A 23,565-nucleotide genomic window follows, 5' to 3' on the forward strand; every position below is an offset into this window, starting at 1 on the left:
CCTTATGAGCCCTGTTCGAGCATGCGCTGCATAGCTGCCTTGGTCTGACTGTTGAACCAGCCCCCATTTGGCCTGTTGCCACCGGCCTCCAACGCCGCTTTGATCTTTGCAATGGTGTCGCCCCGGAGCTGCTGCTTGATCGAGGCATAGGCAAGGAATGGCAGTTCTGCCAGCTTGCGGGCCTCAGACAAGGAATAGGCCTGCAGGTCTTCCAGGTCTTCGGCGATGATATCGATAAAGCCAAAGTTGCGCGCTGCAATGCAGCCGATGGGCTGGCCCGTCAGCATCAGGCGGCGCTGGCTATCACAACTCAACGTCGCCTTGGCAATTTCCAGCGGGCCCACCGGGAAGTCGGCCCCGACGCGCACCTCTGCCAGACCAAAGGAAGATTTAGTCATGGCCACCCGGCGATCACTGGCCAGAACAAAGAACAAGCCACCGGCAATGGCAGCTCCGGCGACCGAGGCAACAACCGGTTTGGGACAAGCATAGAGCGCCAGAAAGCCCTCATTTAGGCCGCGCACGATGGCATGTTGCTCGTCAAGGTCAAAATTCTGTGCTTCCTTCAGGTCAAGCCCGGCGGAAAACACCTTGAACGGACTGGAAAGAATGATGGCGCGCACGCTGTCATCCTCTCCCAGCTGGGTGACCAATTCTGCAAAGGCCATCAGAAAACCCGCACTCAGCGCATTGACGGGACCACGGCCGAGTTGCAGCTCAATAATCCCATCTCCAAGATCGCGCGTGCTGAGGTTGTCGTGGTCGGTCATCGCCGCTCTCCTTTGCTTTGAATCTGCCCTCTGTTGCCGAAGGCTTTGAGTGATATATTGCACAGCCCTGCCGCTCTGGGTCGAGAGCAAAGAGCTACGTAGAACCACGCATAGTGGATGCAGAGTTTGGTTTAGCCAAGAGAGGTAAACAAATGCAGCCCGATCTGACCTGCATTTGCTGTGGAGAAACTATTTTCCGAGCGCATCCAAACCGCTACGCGCAAAGAGTGATACAAATCCCCCGAGCTTAACGGCCCGTTCCGGATTGGAAGCATTGCCATCTAGGGCACGTTTCAATACGCCCTGCAGGATGCCGCCCATGCGAAAGAAACTGAACGAGAGATAGAAGCCAAAGTCATCAATCCCGGTCAATCCGCGCCGTTTGCAATAGCTTTCAATAAAGGCCTGGTCACTGGGTAGCCCCAGTGCTGTACGATCCACTCCGGCAAGGCCACGGCCTTCGGCACCGGGGGGCATTTGCCACTGCATGATGACCCCGGCAAGATCCGCATAGGGATGCCCAATGGTGGACAGCTCCCAATCGAGCACAGCCCGACAATCAGTGCCTTGACTGGCAAAAATCATATTGTCGATCCGGTAATCCCCATGCACCAATCCACGCTGGCCGTCGTCTTTTGGCATTGCTTTTTCAAGCGCTTGGATCAATTCGTTCATCTCGGGGATGGCCTCGGTTTCCGAGGCGCGATACTGTTTGGTCCATCGCGCCAACTGACGCTCAAAATAGTTTCCGGGCGGTCCATAATCTGCGAGGCCAATTGCTTCGACATCAACCTGATGCAGCGAAGAAAGCACACGGTTCATTTCATCCATCACCCCTGCGCGAGCCTGAGCATCCAAATCCTTCATACGCGGATCGGTGATATTGCGCCCCTCGACGTGATCCATCACATAGAAAGAAGATCCAAGGATATCATCATCTTCGCACAGAAGATGCATCTTGGCGACCGGGACATCCGTACCGGCCAAAGCCTTTTGCACGCGAAACTCACGATCCACGGCATGGGCGGATTTCAGCAATACCCCCGGCGGTTTGCGCCGTAACACATAATTCCCCGCCTTTGTCTTCAACATGAAGGTGGGGTTTGATTGTCCAGTTTCGAACTTCACCACTTCAAAATCACTGTCAAACCCGGGCAGGCGCCCGCGAAGATAGGCAGCTACGGCCTCTCGATCCAGGGTCTGGGTCTTTGTGCTCATCTTCTGCTCCCTCAGCTATAGGTCAAAAGCTCCGCACGTTCCTGATTATGGAAGTGCGGCACTGAATTGAATTCATGGAGAAAGAACTTCTCTCCTGAGAATACGAAACGGCTGGTCGAGGTGTTTTTGATCTGAAGATTCAAGGCTATCATCTGATCATTCGGTATTGCCAGGCTTGCGGCGACAAGCCGTGCAATGACACCCCCAGAACTTACAACTAGAACCCGCTCGGCCTGGACCGAGATCGCATCAACACGGGCCTGTTCGATCCGTTCGCAGAACTGTACCCAGCTCTCGCGGGCTTGGGAAATACCGCCCTTTTGCCAGTCGGCAAGCGTGTCCTTCAAGGCGCGAAAATGGGTTTTGCGATCGGTGATCACATCTCGCGGCGCCCGACCGCCAAACCGACTGTGTAGCAGGTCGTGAAAATCATATTCGTTCCAGCCTCTATGTTCCCCAACGGGCCCTGCAAACCCCATCTCCTCCAGGGTTTGCTTTTGACGAGACAGGCTACCGGTGATCATCCGGTCAGGGACCCAGCCAAGCCCACGCAACGTGTCACCCAGGGCGCGCGATTGTTGCCGCCCCAGGTCGCTCAGCTCATCATAGTTGTCGGCCCCAAAAGAGGCCTGCCCATGGCGAACGATCAGCAGTTCCGCCATGATCAGCTGTTGAACTCGCGGGCCAGTTTCTGGCCCGCGGCTTTGTATTCATCGGCAATGCGATCGACCAATTCGCCCGCTGTGCAAATGGAGTCGACAGCGCCAATCCCCTGGCCTGAGCCCCAGATCTCTTTCCAAGCCTTTGGTTTGGACGAGCCACTGCCAAAATTCATAGAAGAAGAATCTGCGCTTTCCAAATTGTCTGGGTCCAGGCCGGCATTGACGATAGATTTCTTCAGGTAGTTACCGGAAACACCTGTGAACAAAGACGAATACACGATGTCATCAGCGCCGCTGTCGACGATCATCTGCTTGTATTCAGGCTGGGCGTTTGCCTCATGCGTGGCGATAAAGGGCGAACCCGCATAGCCAAAATCCGCCCCCAAAGCACGGGCCGCAAGCAAGGATTCACCACAGGCAATGGCCCCGGACAGGGCAACAGGCCCATCAAACCAGCTACGAATTTCGCGGATCAGTGCAAAGGGAGACTGCTGGCCGGCATGGCCGCCTGCCCCTGCAGCCACAGCAATCAGACCGTCAGCCCCTTTTTCAATGGCCTTTTTGGCAAAGGTATTGTTTATCACATCATGCAGCACAACTCCGCCGCAGGAATGAGCCGCTTCATTGACCTCGGGACGCGCCCCAAGAGATGTGATCCAGATTGGCACATTCCAGCGGTGGCAAATCTCCAGATCCCGCTCCAATCGTGTGTTTGAGCGGTGAACGATCTGGTTCACGGCAAAAGGCGCAGCTGGCTGGTCCGGGTTCTCTTGATTGTGGCGATCCAGCTCTTCGGTGATCTGCTTGAGCCAGGCTTCAAGCAGGATCGGATCCCCTTCGCCCTCGCGCGCATTCAGCGCCGGGAAAGAGCCAACGATCCCGGCCTTGCACTGGGCAATGACCAGTTCTGGAACCGAAATGATAAACAGCGGCGACCCGATCAGCGGAATGCGCAGACCCTGCAGCGCCTTTGGCAGGCGTTGATTGGTTGAAGACATATTTTCGTCCTTATTTCAGTATTCTACCGGGCTTTTATAACCCGTTATTCCATTGCACTGGCAAAGAGGTTATGCCCCGACATGACATTAATGCCGCCAGAAATTGGGATCACGGCCCCGGTAACATAGGCGCCACCCTTACCGCTCAGGAACAGGACCGAACCTGCGATATCCTCGTAAGCGCCAACCCGGCCAAGCGGAACATCCTTGCCAACCTTATTGCGCTTTTCTTCGTCTCCTGTGGCAAAGGCAGTCATTTTGGAAACAAAGGGGCCAGGAGCCAAAGAGTTTACCGTAACCTGGTTGTGCGCCAGTTCTTTCGCCAGAATTTTGGACATGTGGATGACAGCCGCCTTGGAAGCCGCATAGCTGTAGGCCCCATCCCCCATGGGGATTTCCCCCATGACGGAGGCCACATTGATCACGCGGGCTGGATCCCCCAGTTCGCCGCGGCTTATCAGCATTGGCAACAAACGCCGTGTCAGATCAAAAACGCCGGTCACATTGACATTCATCACCTTTTCCCAAGCGGCGTGGGGGAAGTCCTTGAACTCAGCCCCCCAGGTAATGCCTGCATTATTCATCAGAATGTCAAGATGTTCCGTGCGAGACTTCACCTCGCCGACCAGAGCTTCGATACCCGATTCGCTGCCAACATCTCCGGCAAAGCCTTCCGCCGAACCTGCTGCGTCTAACGCGTTTAACTCTGCGGCCACCGCCTCGCAGGCATGGCCCTTACGCGAGGCAATCAAGACGCGTGCGCCGGCCCGTATCATGGCTTCGGCTGCCATACGGCCAATGCCGGTGGCGGCGCCGGTAATCAATGCGGTCTTTCCGCTCAGTGAAAACAAATCCTGCATCTCAATTCCTCCTCAGAATCCGCGCAATTTGGCGACCTGCCCGGCGTGATAGCCGTAGTCTCCCAGCCATTCGGCCGCGACCCGGGCGCGTTTCATATAAAAACCCATGTCAAAGGCATCGGTCATGCCAATACCCCCATGCATCTGCACGCCCTCTTGCACCGATTTCTGCGCCGTATCAGTGGCGCGGGCCTTGGCAACCGAGACGGCCAGCCCGGCGTCATTGGGGCTTTGGTCCAGAATACGGCCCGCATTCAGCACCGCCGATTGGGTCAATTCGATTTCGCAACACAGATGCGCGGCGCGATGTTGCAGGGCCTGAAAGCTGCCAATGGTGATGCCAAACTGTTTGCGTTCTTTCAGGTAGTCTGTGGTCATGGCAAAGGCGGCCTCGGCTAGGCCGGCGGTTTCAGCTGCCAAGGCCGCTTGCCCAGCCTCAAGCGCAGGCTTCAACAAATCAAAACCGGCGCCCGGCTCACCCAGCAGGGCCTCTCCGGAGACTTCGACATCATCAAAGACCAGATCAGCCGCATCCCGACTGTCGATCATGTCCAGCGGATCCTGCGTCAATCCCTTGTTGGAATTGGCCAGATCAAACAGGCACAGCCCCTCTTCGCTTTTGGCCAGAACCAGAATGCGATCTGCCTCACAACCGTCTACGACAAAACGCTTTTTCCCGTTCAAAAGGTACCCGTTCCCACGTTTTTCAGCCGTCATTTCAACGCTTTGAGGCGCAAACTTGGCCCCTTCATCCAGGGCAAAGGCATAGGTGAGCCCGCCAGCTGATATCTGGCTTAGCTTTTGCCGCGTCGCAGGATCGTCAAATTGGCGCAACAGGGTTGCCGCCATGACGGCGGTGCTCAGAAAGGGGCTGACCGTGAGATTGCGCCCCATCGCGCGGGCCAGAACATGGGCAGCAGCATGACCCATATCAGACCCATCAGCCGCTTCGGGAACCAGAACTCCGGCCCAACCAGCTGCGGCCATTTCTTGCCAAAGATCCGGGTCAGACGACTTGCCGCCATCGCGCATTTCGCGCAACCGTGACACTGGAGAAGATTTGGAGAGGAACCCTTTGGCTGCCTCTGCCAAGAGGTTTTCTTCCTCTGTTTGTATGAGTTTAGCCATGGTTCTTATCCTGGAAGGTTCAAAATGCGACGACTGATAATAGAGAGCATCACCTCGGATGTGCCCCCCTCGATCGAGTTGGCCTTGGTTCGCAACCAAGAGGAAGCAGGTGTTTCCCCCCAGGTCAGCGCTGCAGCGCCATCTGCCGCCATGATCAGTTCCAAACGTTTCTTGTTCAGCTCGGTGCCCATGTATTTCAACATGGCAGAGGCATCGCCGACACCCTGGCCGCCTTCGGCCTGATCCTTGTAGCGCTCCAGCGTCATTTCCAGGGCCAGACTGTCGATTTCGGCACGCATGGCCTCGCCACGCAGCACCGGGTCGCTCTGCCCGGTTTCTGCCTCGGCCAAAACTGCTCCCAGGGCACGGCCAGATCCCATGACATTGCCACCGTTGCTGATCATCTCACGCTCGTGCGTCAACAGATATTTGGCCACATCCCAGCCTCGGTTGATGGTGCCCACCACCTGATGTTTAGGAACTTCGACATCCTCAAAGAAGGTCTCGCAAAAGGGCGAGGCGCCGGAGATCAACCGGATCGGCCGCGTGGTGATACCTTTGCTGCGCATATCCATGAGAACAAAGGAAATTCCCAAATGCTTCTTGGCCTCGCGGTCGGTCCTGAGCAGGGCAAAGATCCAATCCGCCCGATCCGCATAGGAGGTCCAGATCTTTTGACCATTCACCAGCCAGCTGTCGCCCTGATCGGCGGCATGAGTTTGGACCCCGGCAAGATCGGACCCGGCACCGGGTTCGGAATAGCCCTGACACCAGCGGATCTCACCGCGGGCAATGGGCGGCAGGAACTGCAGTTTTTGCTCTTCACTGCCGAATTTCAACAAAGCTGGCCCCAGCATCCAGATGCCAAAGCTGTCCAGAGGCGAACGCGCGCCAAGCGCCTGCATTTCCTCTTTCAGGATCTTGTCTTCATCACGGCTCAGACCTGCGCCACCATAGGCTTTGGGCCAGGTGGGCACGGTATAGCCCACTTCGGCGCAACGCTCTAACCAGATCTTCTGTGCCTCGCAGGTGAAAACCCAGGTGGTTCCGCCCCAACAGATCGCCTCTTCGCCACCAGCGCCATCGCGCATCTCTGACGGACAATTGGCCTCCAGCCAATCGCGAATACCGCTGCGAAACGCGACCAGATCACGTCCCTCGTCTACTTCAGCCATCGTCATTCTCTCCCCTCAACCCCGCCATCCAGTGCCTCCCGTGGCGTCAGGCGTTTCACAATGTAGAATTACATTTCGCTATGCCATTGACAACGCAACTGAGCAGCAGAAGACTTTACGTAATTTTAGGAAACACTAGGCGGCCTGCACGCTGCCAGAAGGGCGACAACGATGAAATCAATGCTAAGCACCACTCCCGGTGGTCCGGAAACGCTTGTTTGGACTGAACAGCCAGACCTCTCCCCCGGCAAAGGCGAGCTGTTGGTGGATATTCAGGCGGCGGGTGTGAATTTCCCCGATACCTTGATCATTCGTGATCTCTATCAAATGAAACCGCCCCGCCCCTTTGCTCCCGGCGGTGAAATTGCCGGCGTTGTTGCAGCCCTGGGGGAAGGGGTAAGTGGATATGAGATTGGTGACCGCATTCTCGCGTTGACCGGTCACGGTGGGTTTGCCACCCAGATCTGTGTGGCGGCCAATCAGGCCGTCAAATTCCCCGAGGCAATGCCCTTTGACCATGCTGCGGGTTTTGTCTTTACCTACGGCACCTCTTATCACGCCCTGAAGGACCGAGCACAGCTGAAGCCCGGCGAGAGCCTGCTGATCCTGGGCGCGGCCGGCGGGGTTGGCGCTGCTGCGATCGAATTGGGAAAATACATGGGAGCCAAGGTCATCGCCGCCGTCTCCTCGCCGGACAAGGCGGCGTTTTGTAGCGCAATTGGCGCGGATGAAACCCTGGTCTACAACCGTGACATGACCCGCAAAGACCAGAGGGAATTTTCAAAACAAATCAAAGAACTATCTGGCAGATCTGGAGTCGATGTCGTCTATGACGCCGTAGGCGGCATGTATGCAGAACCGGCCCTGCGCGCGATGGCTTGGTTGGGGCGCTACCTCGTTGTGGGGTTCCCAGCGGGCATCCCAGATCTACCGCTGAACCTGCCATTGCTGAAAGGCTGCGATATTCGCGGTGTTTTTTGGGGAGCATCCGTGTTCCGCGACCCAAAGGGGCACGCCGAAAACATGGCTGAGCTGCAAGAGCTCTATGCCGCGGGGAAGGTCAAACCACAGATCTGCGAGGTCTTTCCAATGACCGAGGCGGCGAAAGCGCTTGAAATGATGCAGGATCGGCGTGTTATGGGAAAAGTCATCCTTACCAATACGTAATCCTAGCATCAAAGAGACAGGCAAGGCGGGGGCTATACCGGGCTCCCGCCTTTTATCGTGAGAAATTAGCAACATACTGCGTGTAAAACCGATCTCTTTGGCTTTGCTTACGCTGTGCAAAGCGACTGTTTCAGCCTAAACCAGAAGTTGGGAGACGAGAAATGCAGAGCTTATTGATACTGAACGGACCCAACCTCAACCTATTAGGGACCCGACAACCCGAAGTCTACGGTGCGGGAACTCTGGAGAAGCTGGAACGGGACTGCATCGCGCATGCTCAGACCCAGGGTTTTGAGGCCGAATGTGTGCAATCGAACCACGAGGGCACCATGCTGGACGCCATCCATGCTGCTCGTGGCAAACATTCTGGGATCGTAGTGAATGCTGGTGCCTATACGCATACCTCTATTGCGTTGATGGATGCGATCCTATCGGTGGAGATCCCAACTGTAGAGGTGCATCTTTCCAATATTCACGCCCGGGAGAGCTTTCGGCATCAATCCTATATTGCTCGTGCAGCCATTGGCCAAATCTGCGGTTTTGGGCGCCAAGGCTATCTGATGGCGATCGACGCATTAGCGGTAAGGCTGTCGCAATCTGGCGATGTAACCTGATGACTTTGCTGGACTATCTTCATTTTGTTGCCGGAGCTAAAAGCCTAGAAGAGCTGTGGCATACCCATGTCCTAAAGATGGAAGAATACGGCTTTGACCGTCTGATCTATGGCTATACCCGCTTCAAGACCGAAACCTCGCTGGGGGATCCTGATGATTTTGTCATTCTGACCAATCACGATCAGAAGTACATTTCTGGGTTCATGGATCAGGGGCTCTACCGTCAGGCCCCAATGGTGCTTTGGGCGCTGGAAAATGAAGGTGCAAAAAGCTGGAAGATGATCCGCGAACTCATTGAAAACGGGCAGTTGAGCGCAGGCGCTCAGCAGGTGATTGATTTCAACGAGCGTATGCAACTGACGGCCGGCTATACCGTCAGCTTCTTTTCCGCTTCCAAGCGCTACAAAGGCGCCATTTCCCTGGCCGGCAAGCCAGGTAGCTGCCAAAGCGCATTGGACGATATGTGGGAAGAGCATGGCGAGGATATCATCTTGATGAACAATGTCGTTCATCTCAAGATCCTGACCCTGCCCTATGATCCGCCGAATCGCAGCCTAACCCGCCGCCAGCGCGAAGCCCTTGAATGGGTCGGAGACGGCAAGACAACCCAAGATATTGCCCTGCTCATGGGACTCACCCCTGCCACGGTGGAAAAACACCTGAGATTGGCAAGAAATTCCCTATCGGTGGAGACCAGCGCACAGGCAGTGCTGAAGGCTGCGCTTCAGAATCAAATGTATATTTTTGAAAACTAACGCCGTATTGCCAGCCACACCATTGTATTCAATTTGCAAAATACAAAACTCTCCCTTTAGGAGATGTTTACCCTAGGGTAGGTTTCGTAATTCGGGTAAGGAAAACACTACTGTCATCCTCATCCAATTTCGGGCAAAATCTGGGCGTTCCGTGAGTGGTGGCTTTAGCCTGGGAACTTTGGGAAACGATCCTTGCAATATCAAGGCTCTCGGACCTGTACGGTATCTGGCGTGTATTTTTCCGCGCCGGAGCCGTGAGAAAGAGGGGCCCCATCCATCCCCATCAATGGGGCCTCTCCGACTTCTCTCAACTCACCAGCCCCCAAAATGACATCGCCAGTCTGGCGCGACACATCCCCATGCGGAAATGCATTTTCCACAAAATGCGCTTCCGAAGATTAGTCCGGTTACAACGCTTTAGTTTCGGGGACTGAAAGTCCCCTGCCTGTTTGTAAGCGGCGATTGAAACCATCAGGCCTATTGGCACTGACTCAGCGGCAGAATCAAAAAAGGGGCCGACGGAAAACCGCCAGCCCCTCAATTTGATAGCTGTGGGAAAGCTTAGCCCTGGGCTGCTTTTGCAACTTCAGCGGCGAAGTCTTCTTTTTCGACTTCGATGCCTTCGCCAACTTCCAGACGGACAAAACCGGTGATGGTGGCGCCGGCTTCTTTGGCCGCCGCTTCAACGGTCAGGTCTGGGTTCACAACAAAGGCCTGGTTCAGCAGAGTGGCTTCGGCTACGAATTTCTTCATGCGACCAACGATCATCTTTTCGATGACCGCCTCAGGCTTGCCGGATTCGCGCGCGATATCCATCTGAACCTGCTTTTCTTTCTCAACAACCGAAGCATCCATGTCGGCCTCAGAGAAAGCGGCAGGGTTCACAGCAGCAATGTGCATAGCAACCTGTTTGCCAAAGGCTTCGTCGCCGCCGGTCATTGCAACCAACACGCCGATTTTGCCCATGCCAGCAGTTGCGGCATTGTGGACATAAGAGATCACGGTCTCGCCTTCCAGCGCGGCCATGCGGCGCACAGACATGTTCTCACCGATGGTGGCGATCTTGTCGGTGATCACGGCCTCAACGGATTTGCCGCCCATGTCAGCCGCTTTCAGCGCGTCGACATCTGCAACACCCAGTGCGGTATTAGCGATGCCGCCAACCATTTCCTGGAATTCGGCGTTTTTACCAACAAAGTCAGTTTCGGAGTTCACTTCAACCGCAACACCTTTGCCGCCATCCACAACAACGGCCACCAGGCCTTCTGCTGCGGTACGACCGGATTTTTTGGCCGCTTTGGCCAGACCTTTGGTGCGCAGCCAGTCAACGGCAGCTTCCATGTCGCCATTGGTTTCGGTCAACGCTTTTTTGGCGTCCATCATGCCGGCGCCGGTGGAGTCGCGCAGTTCTTTAACGAGTGCAGCTGTGATTGCCATCTTTAGGCTCTCCTCAAATCAAAACGGAATTGGGGCAGGTGATACCCTGCCCCGCATGTCAAATCTGTGACAGGTAGTGAGGCCGGGTGCTTATTCAGCAACAGCTTCTTCTACGGGCGCATCTTCCAGGGCGCCGAGATCAACACCGGCAGCACCCAGCTGAGCGGACATGCCGTCCAGAGCGGCACGTGCAACCAGATCACAGTACAGGGAAATGGCGCGCGAAGCGTCATCGTTGCCTGGGATCACAAAGTCAACGCCGTCAGGGGAGCAGTTGGTGTCGACAACAGCCACAACTGGGATACCCAGTTTTTTGGCTTCTGCGATGGCCAGAGCTTCTTTTTTAACGTCGATGACGAAGAGCAGGTCAGGAACACCGCCCATTTCGGAGATGCCACCAAGCGAAGCTTGCAGCTTCTGCTGGTCGCGCTCCATGCCCAGACGCTCTTTCTTGGTCAGGCCTTCGGCGCCGCCCTCGAGCTTCTCGTTGATTTCGTTCAAACGTTTGATCGACTGGGAAACGGTTTTCCAGTTGGTCAAGGTGCCGCCCAACCAGCGGTGGTTCATGAAGTACTGAGCGGATTTCTCAGCAGCTTCGGCGATGGGGCCAGTGGCCTGACGCTTGGTACCAACAAAAAGAACGCGACCGCCTTTGGCAACGGTGTCACGGACGATCTGCAGAGCCTGGTCCAGCATTGGAACGGTCTGGGTCAGGTCCATGATGTGGATGCCGTTACGCGCACCATAGATATAGGGTGCCATGCGTGGGTTCCAGCGCTGTGTCTGGTGACCAAAGTGTACGCCTGCTTCCAGCAGCTGGCGCATGGTGAACTCGGGAAGAGCCATGCTAATATTCCTTGTTTCCGGTTTCAGTCCTCGGCGGGGGTTTAGAGCAGCTGCTCCAACCGGCGGCCCATTTGGGGATTTCTCCCCCAGACAGGCCAAACCCCACCTGCGGGTTTGATGGCGCGCGTATAGGCTAGGATCGCCAGCGCTGCAAGCGCTATTTGCGCATCTCACGATGCCCTTGCCGCACCACGCGTTCACATTCAGCCGCCAGCGCCTTGCGATTGGCAAAATCACTGACCCTCAGCGGGCTATGATAGGTCAGCTCGACGCGTCCCTGATGGTGCGAGGCCAGGGTTTTCAGCAGATGCGGTCCAAACTCCATATCCCCCCACCAGCCATAAAACCGCGCTTCGGCACCTTTGGGGGCATGGAAAACCGCCGAGACTGGCTGAATGTAACAGGTCTCGCGCAGGTGATCGCCAAAGAAAGACTGAAACAGCGTTGTTTTAAAAGGCAGAACTCGCATTCCATCGGTGGAGGTGCCTTCCGGGAAAAACAGCAGTTTATGCCCGGCCATCAAACGTGCTTCAAACAGTTCGGTCTGTTCTTTCGCCCGCGCCGGATTGCGTTCAATGAACACGGTTCCGGTGGCCCGCGCCAGCCAGCCGATCCCGGGCCAGCCGGCCACCTCGGCCTTAGAGACAAAATAGATCCGCTTTTTGGCGTTCAGCGCAAAGATATCCAACCAAGAGGTATGATTGGCAACCACGGCGCCGCGCTGGGTCATCAGGTTGCCATGGGTGGAGAAACCGATTCCGAGCACCCGAAAGGCGTTGCGGCAAACAAACTGGGTAATAAAGGGGGTTACGGGGCGGTGTAGCCCACAAAGCGGTCTCTCAATCAGGCGTAGCAGCAGCAGAATCAACAATCCGCCAAACACCAAGCCGCCCAGAACACTGGCGCGCAGCAGGATGAGCAGCCAGCCAAATGCATCAATGCGCAGAGGCTCTGGGGGATCGCCCTCGTTCCAAGTCGCAGACATCTGTATTCTTAAGCCTTGTTACTGTTGTAAAGTCGCTTTTGGCGCGCGGACATCCGGGCCGTGTCCAGGATCATCAGCACATCCGTGGTGTTGAACCCATGATCCACAAAAGCGCCATCCCCCACCATGCCGCCAAGACGTAAGTAAGCCTTGATCAAGGCCGGACAATCAACCATGGCCTGCTTGCGATCAACCGCAGCGACCGGCAGCAGGTCCATCGGCTGATAGTTACGTGATCTGCACCGCAGGGGTTCTGGTGCCTGGTAGTTTTGGTTCAAAAGGGTCAAAGGACCCGCCAGGGTGTTTAGGTCGGTTCCGGCAAAACTGGCAGTGCCAAACAGGACCTCGATGTCGTGTTCAACCACATAGTCATTCAGACCAGACCAGAGGTAAAACAGCGCTTTTCCGCCACGAAACTCCGGGTGCAAACAGGACCGCCCCAGCTCTAAGAGCCGCCGCCCTGAGCCCGTCAGGGGGGCCAAATCGTATTCTGTTTCGGAGTAAAACCCGCCGGCATGGCGCGCTTGATCATCGCGCATCAGCCGGTACACGCCCACCAACGTGCCCGTGGCCTTTTCCCGGATGATCATATGATCGCAATAATGGTCAAACCTGTCCTTTTCCAGGCCGGCGCTATGATCAACCTGCGCACCATTCGCCCCCATTTCCTTGACAAAGACCGCATAGCGCAGCGCCTGCGCTTCCTGCAGGTCTTGGTCACTGACGGCCAGGGATACGGTGAATTCTGTTGGGCTTTCAGCCATGTAATAGGGCTTTCATTGATCCGTTCGCAGAGCTGATAGACCGCCAGAGCGGCCTGACGCAAGGTTTTCGTAAAACTCCCCGGGGTTCCTTAACCTTTCATAAACCGTTAAGCCTCATTCACTAGAATCAAGGGGACACGCGCCCCATCGAAGACCAGTTTTCCCTGGTCTGGAAAATTGACAGTTATTTTGCCACCCGCGTTGGACTGGACTTCCCCCGGTCCCCACTCGGGGAAGTCCGGATGTGTCACGCGCATGCCGGGGGCGAGAAAAGCATTGAGGTCGATCATTTGGTTGGCCCAATTCGGAGGAATGTTATGGCCGTAGATACCCCCAATTTGGCCGCTTTGATAGGGTCCAGGATCTGCCACGATTTGATCAGCCCGGTTGGTGCAATCAACAACGGGCTGGAGCTGTTGGCGATGTCCGGGGCCATGGCCGGTCCCGAGCTGGAATTGATTTCCGACAGCGTATTGAATGCCAATGCGCGTATTCGGTTTTTCCGGGTCGCTTTTGGCGCCGCCGGCGACCAGCAGATGGGCCGGGCCGAAATCGTTTCGGTGCTGGACGACATCAGTAAAGCTGGCCGGATGAAATACCAATGGACACTCACCGAAGGAAGCAGCCGCAATGACGTGCGCATGGCCTTTCTCGCGGCGCTGTGCCTGGAAACGGCCCTGCCCTACGGCGGCCTGATCACCATGACCTATGAGGGCGGAAAATGGACCGTGACCGGAGAAGGCCGCAAGATCAATGTCGAGTCACCTCTCTGGGGCCATCTCGATCGCAGCGACGCCTCGGCCAGCCTGACTCCGGCCCAGGTCCAATTTGGCCTGCTCCCCTCCGCTGCCCAAGAAGCCGACCGCAAAGTCGGCTTTGATCAGACCGAAGAAAAGATCACAGTCTGGTTTTAATGGTCTGGTTGCGACAGCCCGCTTCAGACTGCGGTGCTTGGCCTCTGCCACCGGCGCCCTGTCTGGAACCAATGCCAGGCAGGTCCTAAATGACAAAACCCCCAATCGATTGATTGGGGGTTTCCTTTATTTAAGGCTGCAAAAAATCAGGACCTGACGGTTCCATTGCCACGCACCAGATATTTGAAACTGGTCAACTGCGCCGCCCCAACCGGGCCGCGGGCATGCATCTTTCCTGTCGCGATGCCGATCTCAGCCCCCATGCCAAATTCGCCGCCATCGGCAAACTGGGTGGAGGCATTATGCATCAGGATGGCACTGTCGAGCTCGGAAAAAAACTGGCTCACAGCCGCCTCATCCTCGGTGATGATGCAATCGGTATGCTGAGAGTGGTATTTGCGGATATGTCCGATCGCCGCCTCAATATCCGCAACCGGCTTTGCAGCAATCACGGCATCCAGGTATTCCTTGCCCCAATCCTCGTCCTGAGCCGGGATCATCCCGTCAGGACCAGACAGGCCTTCTGCCGCATGAATTTCAACCCCAGCAGCGGCGAGGGCGGTCAAGACATCACGGCCAATGGTATCGACGATATCCCGGTGGATTAGCAGACATTCCGCTGCGCCGCAGATGCCGGTGCGACGGGTTTTTGCGTTCAATACCACCTCTAGCGCCTTTTGTGGATCAGCGGCTTTGTCCAGATAGATATGCACGATACCTTCCAGATGCGCAAAGACGGGTACCCGGGCTTCGCGCTGCACCAGCCCCACCAGCCCTTTGCCGCCGCGGGGAACGATAACATCGACGAAACTGGTCATGGTCAGCAGTTCCTGCACCGCAGCGCGGTCGCGCGTCGGCACCAGTTGCACTGCCTCTTCGGGCAGGCCAGCACCACGCAGCCCCTCGGCCAGGCAGGCATGAATAGCCTGACTGGAATGGAAGCTCTCGGAGCCGCCCCGCAGGATCACGGCATTGCCGGATTTAAGACAGAGCGCGCCTGCATCCGCCGTCACATTGGGGCGGCTTTCGTAGATCACCCCAATGACACCAAGAGGCGTTCGAACCCGTTGGATGTTCAGCCCTGAAGGCTGCTCCCAGTCCGCCAGAACCTCGCCCACGGGGTCGGGTTGCTCTGCCACAGCGCGCAGCCCGTCTATGATGCTTTGTATGCGGCTCTCATCCAGCATCAGCCGGTCCATCATGGCTGGGGACAGGCCTTTGGAGGCACCATACTCCAGATCTTTGGCATTGGCTGCGATGATCTCAGCCCGGTGGGTCCAGACGGCCTCTGCAGCGCCAATCAGGGCGGCATGTTTGCGCTCGGCACTGGCTGTGGCCAGAGTTTGTGCGGCCTGCTTTGCGCGAATGCCAAGCTCCTGCATCAGCGCAGGGATATTTTGAATGTCGTTCATCGGTCTCTTCTAAGCCTTTTCGGATTGAGGCTGGTGCCGTTCAATTGCCGCCAAGATAGAAGAGGCAGCCATCGGGTTTCCAGCCCCAAAGTAGAGGGGTCAGAGCGCCATATCGTCCCGGTGGATCAAGGCGGCGCGGCCGGGATAGCCCAGCGTCGCTTCGATCTCGGCGGATTGGCGCCCCTGAATGGCACGGGCTTCGTCACCAGTGTAGCGTGACAGCCCCTGCCCCAGTTTGCGCCCCTCCGGACCGAGGATGGCCAGGGGATCCCCCCGGCCAAAGTCACCCTCCACATGACAGACCCCTGCGGGCAATAGGCTGTTGCCATTGGCCAGCGCACGCGCGGCGCCGGCATCGACGGATAGGACCCCACGTGGCTTCATCGCCGCGATCCAGCGCTTGCGGGCCACCTGCGGATCATCCTGTGCGGTGAACCAGGTACAGGTCGCACCATCATTCAATGTTTTCAACGGGTTCAAAGGCGACCCTTCCGTGATCACCAGAGCACATCCAGCGGCGGTCGCCATCTTGGCCGCCAGAACTTTGGTGATCATGCCGCCCTTGGACAGCCCAGACACACCATCGCCGGCCATGGCTTCGATCTCGGGCGTGATCGCGTCGATCTGGTCATAACGCTTGGCCTCAGGGTCCAACGCCGGGTTGGCGCTGTAGAACCCATCCACATCCGAGAGAAGAACCAGCGTATCGGCGCCCACCGTGACGGCAACCTGAGCCGCCAACCGGTCATTGTCGCCATAACGGATTTCATCCGTGGCTATGGTGTCATTTTCATTGACGATGGGCACGGCTCCCAGACCAATCAGGGTCTCCAGCGTAGCGCGGGCATTCAGATAGCGGCGACGATCAGCACTGTCCTCCAGGGTCACCAGCACCTGCGCCGTAGTGATCTGATGTGGGGCCAGAGCCTCTTCGTAGGCGCGCGCCAGCCGGATCTGCCCCACGGCAGCTGCGGCCTGGGACTTCTCCAGTGGCAGATCAGCGCGGGGCAACCCCAGGACTTCGCGCCCCAAGGCGATAGACCCCGAGGAAACCAGGATCACATCCTTGCCTTGGGCCTTGAGCCAGGCCACGTCATTGGCAAGCGAATGCAGCCAGCCTGAGCGCAATTGTCCGGTCTTGCGATCGACCAGCAAGGCCGAGCCGATCTTGACAACAATGCGCTTGGCGTCGGTCAGGGCCGCCAAGGTTCTTGCTCCTCAACGGGTTTTTGCCGGATGCGGTCATCGTCGATTTCAGCCCGCACGGCGCGCAACACCTCGTTGAGCCCCTCGCGGCTGACACCGGACATCACCAGAACCTTGCCGCCGACAGCCTCTTCCAAGGCAGCCAGAGCCTCGGCGCGTTCTTCGTCATCCAGAGCATCGACCTTGTTCAGGGCAGTGACCCGGGGCTTGTTGGCCAGCTCGCCACCATAGGCTTCCAGCTCATTGATAATGGTCTGATAATCACCTGCCACATCCTCGGAGGTGCCATCAACCAGATGCAACAACACAGCGCAACGCTCAACATGGCCCAAAAAGCGATCCCCGATCCCTTTGCCCTCATGGGCGCCAGCGATCAGGCCGGGAATATCCGCCATGACAAATTCAGTGTTATCAATGCCAACCACCCCGAGGTTCGGATGCAGCGTGGTAAAGGGGTAATCAGCAATCTTGGGGCGCGCATTGGAGGTGGAGGCCAGGAAAGTAGATTTGCCAGCGTTGGGCAGCCCCAGCAGGCCGGAGTCTGCGATCAGTTTCAGCCGCAGCCAGATTGTGCGATCAACCCCTTCCTGCCCGGGATTGGCGCGCCGTGGCGCCTGGTTGGTGGAGGATTTGAAATGCAGGTTGCCAAAACCGCCATTGCCGCCCTTGGCGAGCTGAACGCGTTGGCCGATTTCGGTCATATCGGCCAGCACGGTTTCCTGATCCTCGTCCAGGATTTCGGTGCCAACAGGAACACGTAGAATGATCTCTTCGCCGTCTTTACCGGTGCGCTGGCGCCCCATACCCGATTGGCCGTTATTGGCAAAGAAATGCTGCTGATAGCGGAAATCAATCAGGGTATTCAGGCCGTCTACCGCCACAGCCCAAACCGAGCCGCCCTTGCCGCCATCGCCGCCGTCTGGCCCACCGTATTCGATGTATTTCTCACGGCGAAAGCTCACGCAGCCGTTACCACCGCCACCAGAGCGGACATAGACCTTTGCCAGATCGAGGAATTTCATGGTGGCTCCTTAGCTGCGCGGCACCCCGGTAAGGCGCTGCGCGGAAATACGATGGGATCAACGCGCCCCTTTAGGGTGCGTCACTGTGTTGAGATGTGCCTTACCTGAAAGCGCTGGCCGCGCCAATCACAGTTTTCGGCTATAGGTCCAGGTGGGCACAGTTGCATTGCGACTGACAGAAAAGCTTTCGGCATCGCCCAGGTAGTCAAATCCGCAATGGATCAGAACCCGCGCCGAGGCTGGATTGTCCTGAAAGACCGAGGCAAACATGGCCACATTGTTCAACGGATTGGCCTCGACCAGCGCCTTCACCGCCTCAGAGGCAAGACCAGTGTTCCAAAACAGTGGCGCGATCCAGAAACTCACTTCGGACTGATCGCGGTCCATCTGCTTGAGGGCGATAATCCCCTTGAGCTCTTCGCCGCCGTCCGGCGTGCCGTCGATGGCCCAGATATCCTCTTCGCGGGTTTGAGATGTCGCACGGGCGACATAGGCCTCGACCGCACCGGGGGGCATTGGATGAGGAATGGCGGGGGTCATGCGCGCCACGCGTTCATCGCCAGTGTAATGAGCGATCAGGCCGCTATCGGATTCCCGCAATGGGCGCAGCACAAATCGGCTGGTTTCAATAACCTGCTGATCCTTCACATTATCCAAACTCATATCTCTGCTCCTTTTCGCAAAGAAATCGGAAACGCAGCTGCCCTTGACCAAATATAAGAAGCAGATCTGCGGATTCCAGAGCCCCCTAATTCACGGGTCTGCGACGCCGGAGTATGAACCTCCAAATCCCAAACCTGCGAGGGCCAGCCTCTTTCCAGGAGGCCAAAACAAAAACCAAAGCGCGGTATGCGCCAAATAAAAAAGGGGACCGGCTGTTGCCGATCCCCTCATTGTTCAAAACCTTGTGGGTTCGGTTTACTCAGCGGCCTCCGCCACTGGGAGAACCGATACAAAGGTGCGGCCCTTGAGGCCTTTGTGGAAGGTGACAGCACCGTCAGTCACAGCATAGATCGTGTGATCTTTGCCCAGACCTACGCCTTCGCCCGGCCAAAACTTGGTGCCGCGCTGACGAATGATGATGTTGCCCGAGATGGCCGCTTGGCCACCATAGAGTTTCACACCGAGGCGGCGACCCGCTGAGTCGCGGCCGTTACGGGAGGAACCACCAGCTTTTTTATGTGCCATTCTGTCTCTCCTTAGCCTTTAGCCAGATCTTTGGCCTGTGCAACCCACTCGGGTTTCACTTTGACCGCGTCAATACCAGCAATGTCGTCTTCGGACAAGGCTGCGATCTGGGCAAAGCTGGTCAGACCGGCTTCGTTCAGCTTTTTGGCGGCGGCAGGGCCTACACCGGTCAGCTGAGTCAGATCGTCGCCAGCAGCGGCTTTAGCAGCAGGAGCGGCTTTGGCAGCGGCTTTTGGGGCAGCTTTGGTTGCACCCGAGGCAAGGATCTCGGTGATCTTGATCAGGGTCAGTTTCTGACGGTGACCTTTGGTGCGCTTGGAAGAGTGCTTACGACGACGCTTCACAAAGTGAATGAGCTTTTCGCCTTTGATCTGGTCGATCACTTCTGCCTTAACAGCAGCGCCATCAACCAGGGGAGCACCAACCACGGGAGCGTCGCCACCGAGCATCAGAACTTCGTCGAACTGGATTGTTTCGCCAGCATCAGCAGCCAATTTTTCAACACGGAGGATATCACCCGCCTGAACTTTGTACTGCTTGCCGCCAGTCTTGAGGACCGCAAACATCTGCGTATTTCCTTTTTCAACCGCGTCCTTTGGTCCCCTACAGGGCGTTTTGATCAGGTTTCAAACCCCGACCACCTCGAACAGCGCGCCCTGCAAAGGGCGTATTACAAAATGAGCCCGGCACAGAGAATCCGGGCCGGGATGGCGCATTTGCCCGAAGGCGGCGTAATCTGTCAAGCTATCTTTGCGCCCCAACCGCGAATTGCCCCAAAAAGTACTAGGGACGGTAGGGCCACGACCATCTGAGGCAGAGATCAGAGTTCCTCGCCCTGCCCCAGTTCCTTCATACGATAGGCAAGCGCCTCAAACCGATTGGCGGTGATCTCGAATTGCACCGCATTCAACAGCTCGTAGACCTCCTGCATCAACGGCGTCTCCAGCGCTTCGACATAGGCCTCGATTTCCGCCTCGCTGAACCCCTGGTAGGTATAGGCCGAGGCCGCAAGATTGGAGGCCCGCAGCGCCATGCGCATTTCGCCCTCCTGATCCCGTTGCAGCGCCCGCAGCCCATCTGCGTCAAGCTGCAGCTCAATTACACCGGCCGCACTGGCGGCCATCAAGAAGCGAAACTGGATTTGCTGAATGAAGCGCAGGCCAGAACCGGCTGCATCAATTGCCTGTCCCATTCTGTGATACAGCGCGACACGATTGCTGTCAGCCTTTACCAGATCTGCAATGATCCGCTGGCCAGCCGCCTGTTTGGTGTCATCCTCTTCCACCAGATGCGAGGCATTTTCGGCCATAACCAGGCGTTGCCCCAGGTCGCTGGCATAAAAGGCGGCGGCGTGGCTCAGAGCGTCCTCTTCCAGCGTTTCAGTCAGGATATCCAGCGCCAGTTCGCGCATTTTGGTGCGATCAAACACCGATTGCGACAGCCGCGTCCACTCCGAGCCAAAATCTCCGGCCGAAAGCCCCAACATATTTGGCGCATCACTGGCAGAGAGCGCGATACTATCCAGGGCCACGTCAAACCCTGTGACCTCAAGAAAAGCCTGGACTTTGCCACGTTCAGCGGCCTGGGCTGAGCCAGCCGACAATAATGCCAGACAGGCGCAAGAAAAGACAAAGCGAGCCAGATGGAACATGTGAAGTGATATGTGTCTCATACCCAAAATCTAGGCGAAAATTACGGCCAAACAATGAAAAAATGCCTTTCTCAAAAGAAGTTCAAAAACCCTCTTGCGCTGCGGAGCGTTCCCCCTTAAACGCTCCTCCACCAGACCCCCGCGGAGAGGTGCCGGAGTGGTCGAACGGGGCGGTCTCGAAAACCGTTGTCCCTTCACGGGGACCCAGGGTTCGAATCCCTGTCTCTCCGCCATTCACTTGCAGTAGCAATCGTTTTGGATCTTTGATGCTCAACGGACCACGGCCCTAGGTCTTGGCAACCGCCCGCCGTCCAGGACCGCTTTTGCTTGCTGCCCCCATCCCCTATGGGCCCTTTTGCGGATAATGCCCGTTGGAGCAACAGACCAGGGCTTTCGCTTCAATCTCATTGAAGCCCTCCGCCAGAAAATCTATCAAAATCCGCAGCCGACGCGGCACTAGGGCGGCCTCTGGTCGGAGCGCAACAATCTCGCCCCCGGCCTCTGCCTCAAGATGCCCCGTGAGCACCGGCGTCAGCGTCTCCTTATTCAGGTCATCTGCGACGAGAAACTCGGGCAACCAGGCAATACCCTGCCCGGCACGACAGGCGGCATGCAGCGCATCAAGACTGTTGCAAGAAAAACCAGCCCCAAGCCGGGTCGGGCGGCTGCCCAGTCCCGGCCTCACTCCCCAGTCAGAGAGCTGCCTTTCCTGCCCCAGCCGCAAGCATCTGTGTGAGCTGAGGTCTTCAGGCTGTTGAGGAGCCCCCCGTTGGTTGAGATAAGCTGGCGCAGCGCAGAGCAGGCGTCTGTTGCCCATCAATTTGCGCGCCACAAGGCTGGAGTCGGGCAAAACTCCACTGCGGACCCCCAGATCAAAGCCCTTTCCAACCAGATCGATGACCTTGTCCGTCAGCAGCAAGTCGATCTCGACCTCTGGGTGTCGTTCCATGAAGGCCAGAACCAAGGGCACGACATGGAGCCGACCAAGCGCTGCCGAGCTGGTCAGTCTGATCGTGCCACGCAGGGTACCCGCATCCTCAGCAATGCCTTCTTCCAATGCGTTCAGGCGGGACAATAACTCCCGAGCCCCCTCCACATATCGCTGCCCGGCCTCGGTCAAAGCCATGCGCCGGGTCGACCGAACCAATAGCGACACGCGCAGCCGCTCCTCCAACTGAAACACCCGCTTGCCAACTGCAGATGGCGTGTATCCCAAGACCCTGCCAGCAGCCGAGAAACTGCCGTGATCAACCACGGCCAGGAGGATTTCTAATTCTGATCTTTGCGACATCTGATCCCAATACTATTAAATCCTGATCCCAAACACAGTATTTTCAAATCAGTTAATCCAAAGTATCTCAGATATAGATCAATTCCCCAAGGAGAACTGCCTTGCACCGCGCCACAAATGCCAAACTTTTTTCACCCATGACACTGCCCAACGGCCAGGTGTTGAAGAACCGGATCATCAAATCGGCCATGTCAGATTCACTGGCGGATGGTACAGGCAACCCGACCCCGACACAGATCCGCCTCTATGAACGTTGGGCCCAAGGGGGGCTGGCGGCGTCAATCGTGGGGGAGGTGCAGGGCGATCCGTTTTATCCTGAAAAACCGGGGAACCTGGTACTAGACGCGGGTGCAGATTTTCCAGCCTTCCGAGAGCTCGCACGGCGCGGATCCTGCGGCGGCGCCCACCTCTGGCTGCAGCTAGGTCATGCCGGCGCCCTGTCCCACCTCCCGATCAGCCAGCCAAAGGGGCCAAGCCGCATAGACTTCCCGGATTTTCAAAGCGAGGCCATGACGCCTGCCGAGATATGCGCTGTTCCCCAGGGCTTTGCCGATACCGCCCGACGCGCGGCAGAATTGGGGTTCGGGGGCGTCCAGATCCATGCGGCGCATGGGTTCTTACTGAGCCAGTTCCTTTCCCCCCTCTTTAACCGTCGCACCGATATCTATGGCGGCTCGATCCAGGCGCGGATGCGCCTGCTGGTTGAAACAGTTGAGGCCGTACGCGCCGCTGTCCCCGCCGGATTTGTAGTTTCGGTTAAACTCAATGCAAGCGACCAACTCGACGGAGGGCTAACCGAGACAGAGGCACTACAGGTGGTTGCAGGGCTCGACGGCAAAGGCGTGGATCTACTCGACATCAGCGGCGGAACCTATTTCCCCGGCGCGCCATCTAGCTCAGAACGCGCGAGCAAGGGCCCGTATTTCCTCGATTTTGCCCACTCCGCCCGCGCAGTGACCTCAACCCCTCTGATGGTCACGGGCGGGTTTAAACACCTGGAGGAAGCAGCAGCAGCGATAAATTCTGGCGATGTGGATGCCGTCGGGCTGGCGCGCAGCTTGGTCCTGGATCCGGCCCTGCCTGCAACATGGCTGGGAAATGGGAGTGACCCCGTTTTCCCCCGCTTTTCCAGCCTGCCGCCCGGCGGCATGACAGCATGGTTTACCCTGCGCATGACCGACCTAGGAGAGGATCAGGACGGCCTGCAAGATCGGAGTCTGACGGATGCAATTGCCCAATATGAAGCGCGCGACGAGCACCGTTCAACACTTTGGAAGGAGTGGTTTTCACAAGTAAGGAAAGGGGATGGCACCCAGAGTGGCTAAATTGAATTTAAAGGGGGGACCGCAAAAGCTGTTTCTTCCCTGCAGTGCACCAATGCTTTCACGCTAGGTGGAATTTCTAACGATGCGCCATGACCGTTTTTTCGATGAACAGCCGCCGGACACAGTCGACCCGGTCAAGCCAACGGGCGTGAATGGGCGCGCGCAGATCTTGGTCGG

The 23,565-nt window shown here is 57.1% G+C and carries 26 protein-coding genes and 1 tRNA gene; 6 read left to right on the forward strand and 21 right to left on the reverse strand.

Annotated elements, in window-relative coordinates; genetic code table 11:
* Nucleotides 1-2: 2 nt before the first annotated feature.
* The 7 genes from AN476_RS16845 to AN476_RS16875 form a co-directional block, all read right to left on the reverse strand.
* Nucleotides 3-770, reverse strand: coding sequence for an enoyl-CoA hydratase/isomerase family protein (locus AN476_RS16845; RefSeq protein ID WP_054462771.1), 768 nt, complete (start codon nt 768-770; stop codon nt 3-5).
* Between the two features lie 189 nt (nt 771-959).
* On the reverse strand, nt 960-1,988 hold the full coding sequence (locus tag AN476_RS16850) for a phosphotransferase family protein (RefSeq protein ID WP_054462772.1): 1,029 nt from the start codon (nt 1,986-1,988) through the stop codon (nt 960-962).
* An 11-nt stretch (nt 1,989-1,999) separates the two neighbouring features.
* Nucleotides 2,000-2,650: a histidine phosphatase family protein gene (locus AN476_RS16855; protein ID WP_054462773.1), complete on the reverse strand. Its 651-nt coding sequence runs from the start codon at nt 2,648-2,650 to the stop codon at nt 2,000-2,002.
* A 2-nt stretch (nt 2,651-2,652) separates the two neighbouring features.
* Nucleotides 2,653-3,648: a nitronate monooxygenase family protein gene (locus tag AN476_RS16860; RefSeq protein ID WP_054462774.1), complete on the reverse strand. Its 996-nt coding sequence runs from the start codon at nt 3,646-3,648 to the stop codon at nt 2,653-2,655.
* A 44-nt stretch (nt 3,649-3,692) separates the two neighbouring features.
* Nucleotides 3,693-4,508 carry an SDR family NAD(P)-dependent oxidoreductase gene (locus tag AN476_RS16865; RefSeq protein ID WP_371257361.1) on the reverse strand — a complete coding sequence of 272 codons (816 nt, stop codon included), beginning with the start codon at nt 4,506-4,508 and terminating at the stop codon, nt 3,693-3,695.
* A gap of 12 nt (nt 4,509-4,520) precedes the next feature.
* A complete protein-coding gene (locus AN476_RS16870) occupies nt 4,521-5,636 on the reverse strand; it encodes an acyl-CoA dehydrogenase family protein (protein WP_054462776.1) in 1,116 nt (371 codons plus the stop codon).
* Between the two features lie 5 nt (nt 5,637-5,641).
* Nucleotides 5,642-6,811 (reverse strand): acyl-CoA dehydrogenase family protein, encoded by a 1,170-nt coding sequence (locus tag AN476_RS16875; RefSeq protein WP_054462839.1) that lies wholly within the window; start codon nt 6,809-6,811, stop codon nt 5,642-5,644.
* A 171-nt stretch (nt 6,812-6,982) separates the two neighbouring features.
* Here AN476_RS16875 and AN476_RS16880 point away from each other — a divergent pair, with 171 nt between their 5' ends.
* The 3 genes from AN476_RS16880 to AN476_RS16890 all read left to right on the forward strand — a co-directional run bounded on the left by AN476_RS16880 (nt 6,983) and on the right by AN476_RS16890 (nt 9,347).
* Nucleotides 6,983-7,978 (forward strand): NADPH:quinone oxidoreductase family protein, encoded by a 996-nt coding sequence (locus tag AN476_RS16880; protein WP_054462777.1) that lies wholly within the window; start codon nt 6,983-6,985, stop codon nt 7,976-7,978.
* Between the two features lie 161 nt (nt 7,979-8,139).
* Nucleotides 8,140-8,592, forward strand: coding sequence for a type II 3-dehydroquinate dehydratase (gene aroQ / locus AN476_RS16885; RefSeq protein ID WP_054462778.1), 453 nt, complete (start codon nt 8,140-8,142; stop codon nt 8,590-8,592).
* Complete coding sequence (locus tag AN476_RS16890) at nt 8,592-9,347, forward strand: LuxR family transcriptional regulator (RefSeq protein ID WP_054462779.1); 756 nt, start codon at nt 8,592-8,594, stop codon at nt 9,345-9,347. Before aroQ ends, AN476_RS16890 begins: the two co-directional genes overlap by 1 nt.
* 200 nt (nt 9,348-9,547) lie before the next feature.
* On the opposite strand, the gene AN476_RS22905 is transcribed toward AN476_RS16890, so the two are convergent.
* From AN476_RS22905 to AN476_RS16915, 6 genes are all read right to left on the reverse strand, one after another.
* Entirely contained in the window at nt 9,548-9,727 is a 180-nt protein-coding gene (locus tag AN476_RS22905; protein ID WP_157063790.1) for a hypothetical protein, read from the reverse strand.
* A 181-nt stretch (nt 9,728-9,908) separates the two neighbouring features.
* On the reverse strand, nt 9,909-10,784 hold the full coding sequence (tsf, locus tag AN476_RS16895; RefSeq protein WP_054462780.1) for a translation elongation factor Ts: 876 nt from the start codon (nt 10,782-10,784) through the stop codon (nt 9,909-9,911).
* A 90-nt stretch (nt 10,785-10,874) separates the two neighbouring features.
* A complete protein-coding gene (rpsB, locus tag AN476_RS16900) occupies nt 10,875-11,630 on the reverse strand; it encodes a 30S ribosomal protein S2 (RefSeq protein WP_054462781.1) in 756 nt (251 codons plus the stop codon).
* A gap of 157 nt (nt 11,631-11,787) precedes the next feature.
* Nucleotides 11,788-12,615, reverse strand: a complete 828-nt coding sequence (locus AN476_RS16905) for a 1-acyl-sn-glycerol-3-phosphate acyltransferase (RefSeq protein WP_054462786.1) — start codon at nt 12,613-12,615, stop codon at nt 11,788-11,790.
* Between the two features lie 8 nt (nt 12,616-12,623).
* Complete coding sequence (locus tag AN476_RS16910; protein ID WP_054462788.1) at nt 12,624-13,379, reverse strand: GNAT family N-acetyltransferase; 756 nt, start codon at nt 13,377-13,379, stop codon at nt 12,624-12,626.
* A gap of 107 nt (nt 13,380-13,486) precedes the next feature.
* Nucleotides 13,487-13,669 (reverse strand): DUF3553 domain-containing protein, encoded by a 183-nt coding sequence (locus tag AN476_RS16915; protein ID WP_054462790.1) that lies wholly within the window; start codon nt 13,667-13,669, stop codon nt 13,487-13,489.
* Between the two features lie 27 nt (nt 13,670-13,696).
* Between AN476_RS16915 and AN476_RS16920 the strand changes: the two genes are divergently transcribed.
* Nucleotides 13,697-14,293: a histidine phosphotransferase family protein gene (locus tag AN476_RS16920; protein WP_054462792.1), complete on the forward strand. Its 597-nt coding sequence runs from the start codon at nt 13,697-13,699 to the stop codon at nt 14,291-14,293.
* 146 nt (nt 14,294-14,439) lie between these two features.
* Here the strand turns inward: AN476_RS16920 and AN476_RS16925 are convergent, their stop codons facing one another.
* From AN476_RS16925 to AN476_RS16955, 7 genes are all read right to left on the reverse strand, one after another.
* Complete coding sequence (locus tag AN476_RS16925; RefSeq protein WP_054462796.1) at nt 14,440-15,705, reverse strand: glutamate-5-semialdehyde dehydrogenase; 1,266 nt, start codon at nt 15,703-15,705, stop codon at nt 14,440-14,442.
* Between the two features lie 99 nt (nt 15,706-15,804).
* On the reverse strand, nt 15,805-16,911 hold the full coding sequence (proB, locus tag AN476_RS16930) for a glutamate 5-kinase (protein WP_054462797.1): 1,107 nt from the start codon (nt 16,909-16,911) through the stop codon (nt 15,805-15,807).
* Nucleotides 16,899-17,933 carry a GTPase ObgE gene (gene obgE, locus AN476_RS16935; RefSeq protein ID WP_054462799.1) on the reverse strand — a complete coding sequence of 345 codons (1,035 nt, stop codon included), beginning with the start codon at nt 17,931-17,933 and terminating at the stop codon, nt 16,899-16,901. The genes proB and obgE overlap by 13 nt, the downstream gene beginning before the upstream one ends.
* A gap of 126 nt (nt 17,934-18,059) precedes the next feature.
* The gene (locus AN476_RS16940) at nt 18,060-18,596 is read right to left on the reverse strand and encodes a GNAT family N-acetyltransferase (RefSeq protein WP_054462801.1); all 537 of its coding nucleotides are present in this window, start codon (nt 18,594-18,596) and stop codon (nt 18,060-18,062) included.
* Nucleotides 18,597-18,851: 255 nt separating this feature from the next.
* A complete protein-coding gene (gene rpmA / locus AN476_RS16945) occupies nt 18,852-19,121 on the reverse strand; it encodes a 50S ribosomal protein L27 (protein ID WP_009808305.1) in 270 nt (89 codons plus the stop codon).
* 11 nt (nt 19,122-19,132) lie between these two features.
* On the reverse strand, nt 19,133-19,687 hold the full coding sequence (gene rplU / locus AN476_RS16950; protein ID WP_054462804.1) for a 50S ribosomal protein L21: 555 nt from the start codon (nt 19,685-19,687) through the stop codon (nt 19,133-19,135).
* Between the two features lie 254 nt (nt 19,688-19,941).
* Nucleotides 19,942-20,772, reverse strand: coding sequence for a DUF2059 domain-containing protein (locus AN476_RS16955; protein ID WP_253279922.1), 831 nt, complete (start codon nt 20,770-20,772; stop codon nt 19,942-19,944).
* Between the two features lie 143 nt (nt 20,773-20,915).
* On the opposite strand from AN476_RS16955, the gene AN476_RS16960 reads away from it, so the two are divergent.
* Nucleotides 20,916-21,005: transfer RNA gene (locus AN476_RS16960), tRNA-Ser, on the forward strand.
* 110 nt (nt 21,006-21,115) lie between these two features.
* Here AN476_RS16960 and AN476_RS16965 read toward each other — a convergent pair.
* Nucleotides 21,116-22,063, reverse strand: a complete 948-nt coding sequence (locus AN476_RS16965; protein ID WP_054462809.1) for a LysR family transcriptional regulator — start codon at nt 22,061-22,063, stop codon at nt 21,116-21,118.
* Between the two features lie 101 nt (nt 22,064-22,164).
* Here AN476_RS16965 and AN476_RS16970 point away from each other — a divergent pair, with 101 nt between their 5' ends.
* Entirely contained in the window at nt 22,165-23,388 is a 1,224-nt protein-coding gene (locus tag AN476_RS16970) for an NADH:flavin oxidoreductase/NADH oxidase family protein (RefSeq protein ID WP_253279920.1), read from the forward strand.
* Nucleotides 23,389-23,565: the final 177 nt, after the last annotated feature.

This window comes from Phaeobacter sp. 11ANDIMAR09, from assembly GCF_001294455.1.
GTDB lineage: Bacteria > Pseudomonadota > Alphaproteobacteria > Rhodobacterales > Rhodobacteraceae > Pseudophaeobacter.

Excerpts from the sequence above, each read along its gene's own strand:
- AN476_RS16845 (WP_054462771.1), bottom strand. The coding sequence starts at position 770 with ATGACCGACCACGACAACCTCAGCACGCGCGATCTTGGAGATGGGATT.
- AN476_RS16850 (WP_054462772.1), bottom strand. The coding sequence starts at position 1,988 with ATGAGCACAAAGACCCAGACCCTGGATCGAGAGGCCGTAGCTGCCTAT.
- AN476_RS16855 (WP_054462773.1), bottom strand. The coding sequence starts at position 2,650 with ATGGCGGAACTGCTGATCGTTCGCCATGGGCAGGCCTCTTTTGGGGCC.
- AN476_RS16860 (WP_054462774.1), bottom strand. The coding sequence starts at position 3,648 with ATGTCTTCAACCAATCAACGCCTGCCAAAGGCGCTGCAGGGTCTGCGC.
- AN476_RS16865 (WP_371257361.1), bottom strand. The coding sequence starts at position 4,508 with ATGCAGGATTTGTTTTCACTGAGCGGAAAGACCGCATTGATTACCGGC.
- AN476_RS16870 (WP_054462776.1), bottom strand. The coding sequence starts at position 5,636 with ATGGCTAAACTCATACAAACAGAGGAAGAAAACCTCTTGGCAGAGGCA.
- AN476_RS16875 (WP_054462839.1), bottom strand. The coding sequence starts at position 6,811 with ATGGCTGAAGTAGACGAGGGACGTGATCTGGTCGCGTTTCGCAGCGGT.
- AN476_RS16880 (WP_054462777.1), top strand. The coding sequence starts at position 6,983 with ATGAAATCAATGCTAAGCACCACTCCCGGTGGTCCGGAAACGCTTGTT.
- aroQ (WP_054462778.1), top strand. The coding sequence starts at position 8,140 with ATGCAGAGCTTATTGATACTGAACGGACCCAACCTCAACCTATTAGGG.
- AN476_RS16890 (WP_054462779.1), top strand. The coding sequence starts at position 8,592 with ATGACTTTGCTGGACTATCTTCATTTTGTTGCCGGAGCTAAAAGCCTA.
- tsf (WP_054462780.1), bottom strand. The coding sequence starts at position 10,784 with ATGGCAATCACAGCTGCACTCGTTAAAGAACTGCGCGACTCCACCGGC.
- rpsB (WP_054462781.1), bottom strand. The coding sequence starts at position 11,630 with ATGGCTCTTCCCGAGTTCACCATGCGCCAGCTGCTGGAAGCAGGCGTA.
- AN476_RS16905 (WP_054462786.1), bottom strand. The coding sequence starts at position 12,615 with ATGTCTGCGACTTGGAACGAGGGCGATCCCCCAGAGCCTCTGCGCATT.
- AN476_RS16910 (WP_054462788.1), bottom strand. The coding sequence starts at position 13,379 with ATGGCTGAAAGCCCAACAGAATTCACCGTATCCCTGGCCGTCAGTGAC.
- AN476_RS16915 (WP_054462790.1), bottom strand. The coding sequence starts at position 13,669 with ATGATCGACCTCAATGCTTTTCTCGCCCCCGGCATGCGCGTGACACAT.
- AN476_RS16920 (WP_054462792.1), top strand. The coding sequence starts at position 13,697 with ATGGCCGTAGATACCCCCAATTTGGCCGCTTTGATAGGGTCCAGGATC.
- AN476_RS16925 (WP_054462796.1), bottom strand. The coding sequence starts at position 15,705 with ATGAACGACATTCAAAATATCCCTGCGCTGATGCAGGAGCTTGGCATT.
- obgE (WP_054462799.1), bottom strand. The coding sequence starts at position 17,933 with ATGAAATTCCTCGATCTGGCAAAGGTCTATGTCCGCTCTGGTGGCGGT.
- AN476_RS16940 (WP_054462801.1), bottom strand. The coding sequence starts at position 18,596 with ATGAGTTTGGATAATGTGAAGGATCAGCAGGTTATTGAAACCAGCCGA.
- rpmA (WP_009808305.1), bottom strand. The coding sequence starts at position 19,121 with ATGGCACATAAAAAAGCTGGTGGTTCCTCCCGTAACGGCCGCGACTCA.
- rplU (WP_054462804.1), bottom strand. The coding sequence starts at position 19,687 with ATGTTTGCGGTCCTCAAGACTGGCGGCAAGCAGTACAAAGTTCAGGCG.
- AN476_RS16955 (WP_253279922.1), bottom strand. The coding sequence starts at position 20,772 with ATGTTCCATCTGGCTCGCTTTGTCTTTTCTTGCGCCTGTCTGGCATTA.
- AN476_RS16965 (WP_054462809.1), bottom strand. The coding sequence starts at position 22,063 with ATGTCGCAAAGATCAGAATTAGAAATCCTCCTGGCCGTGGTTGATCAC.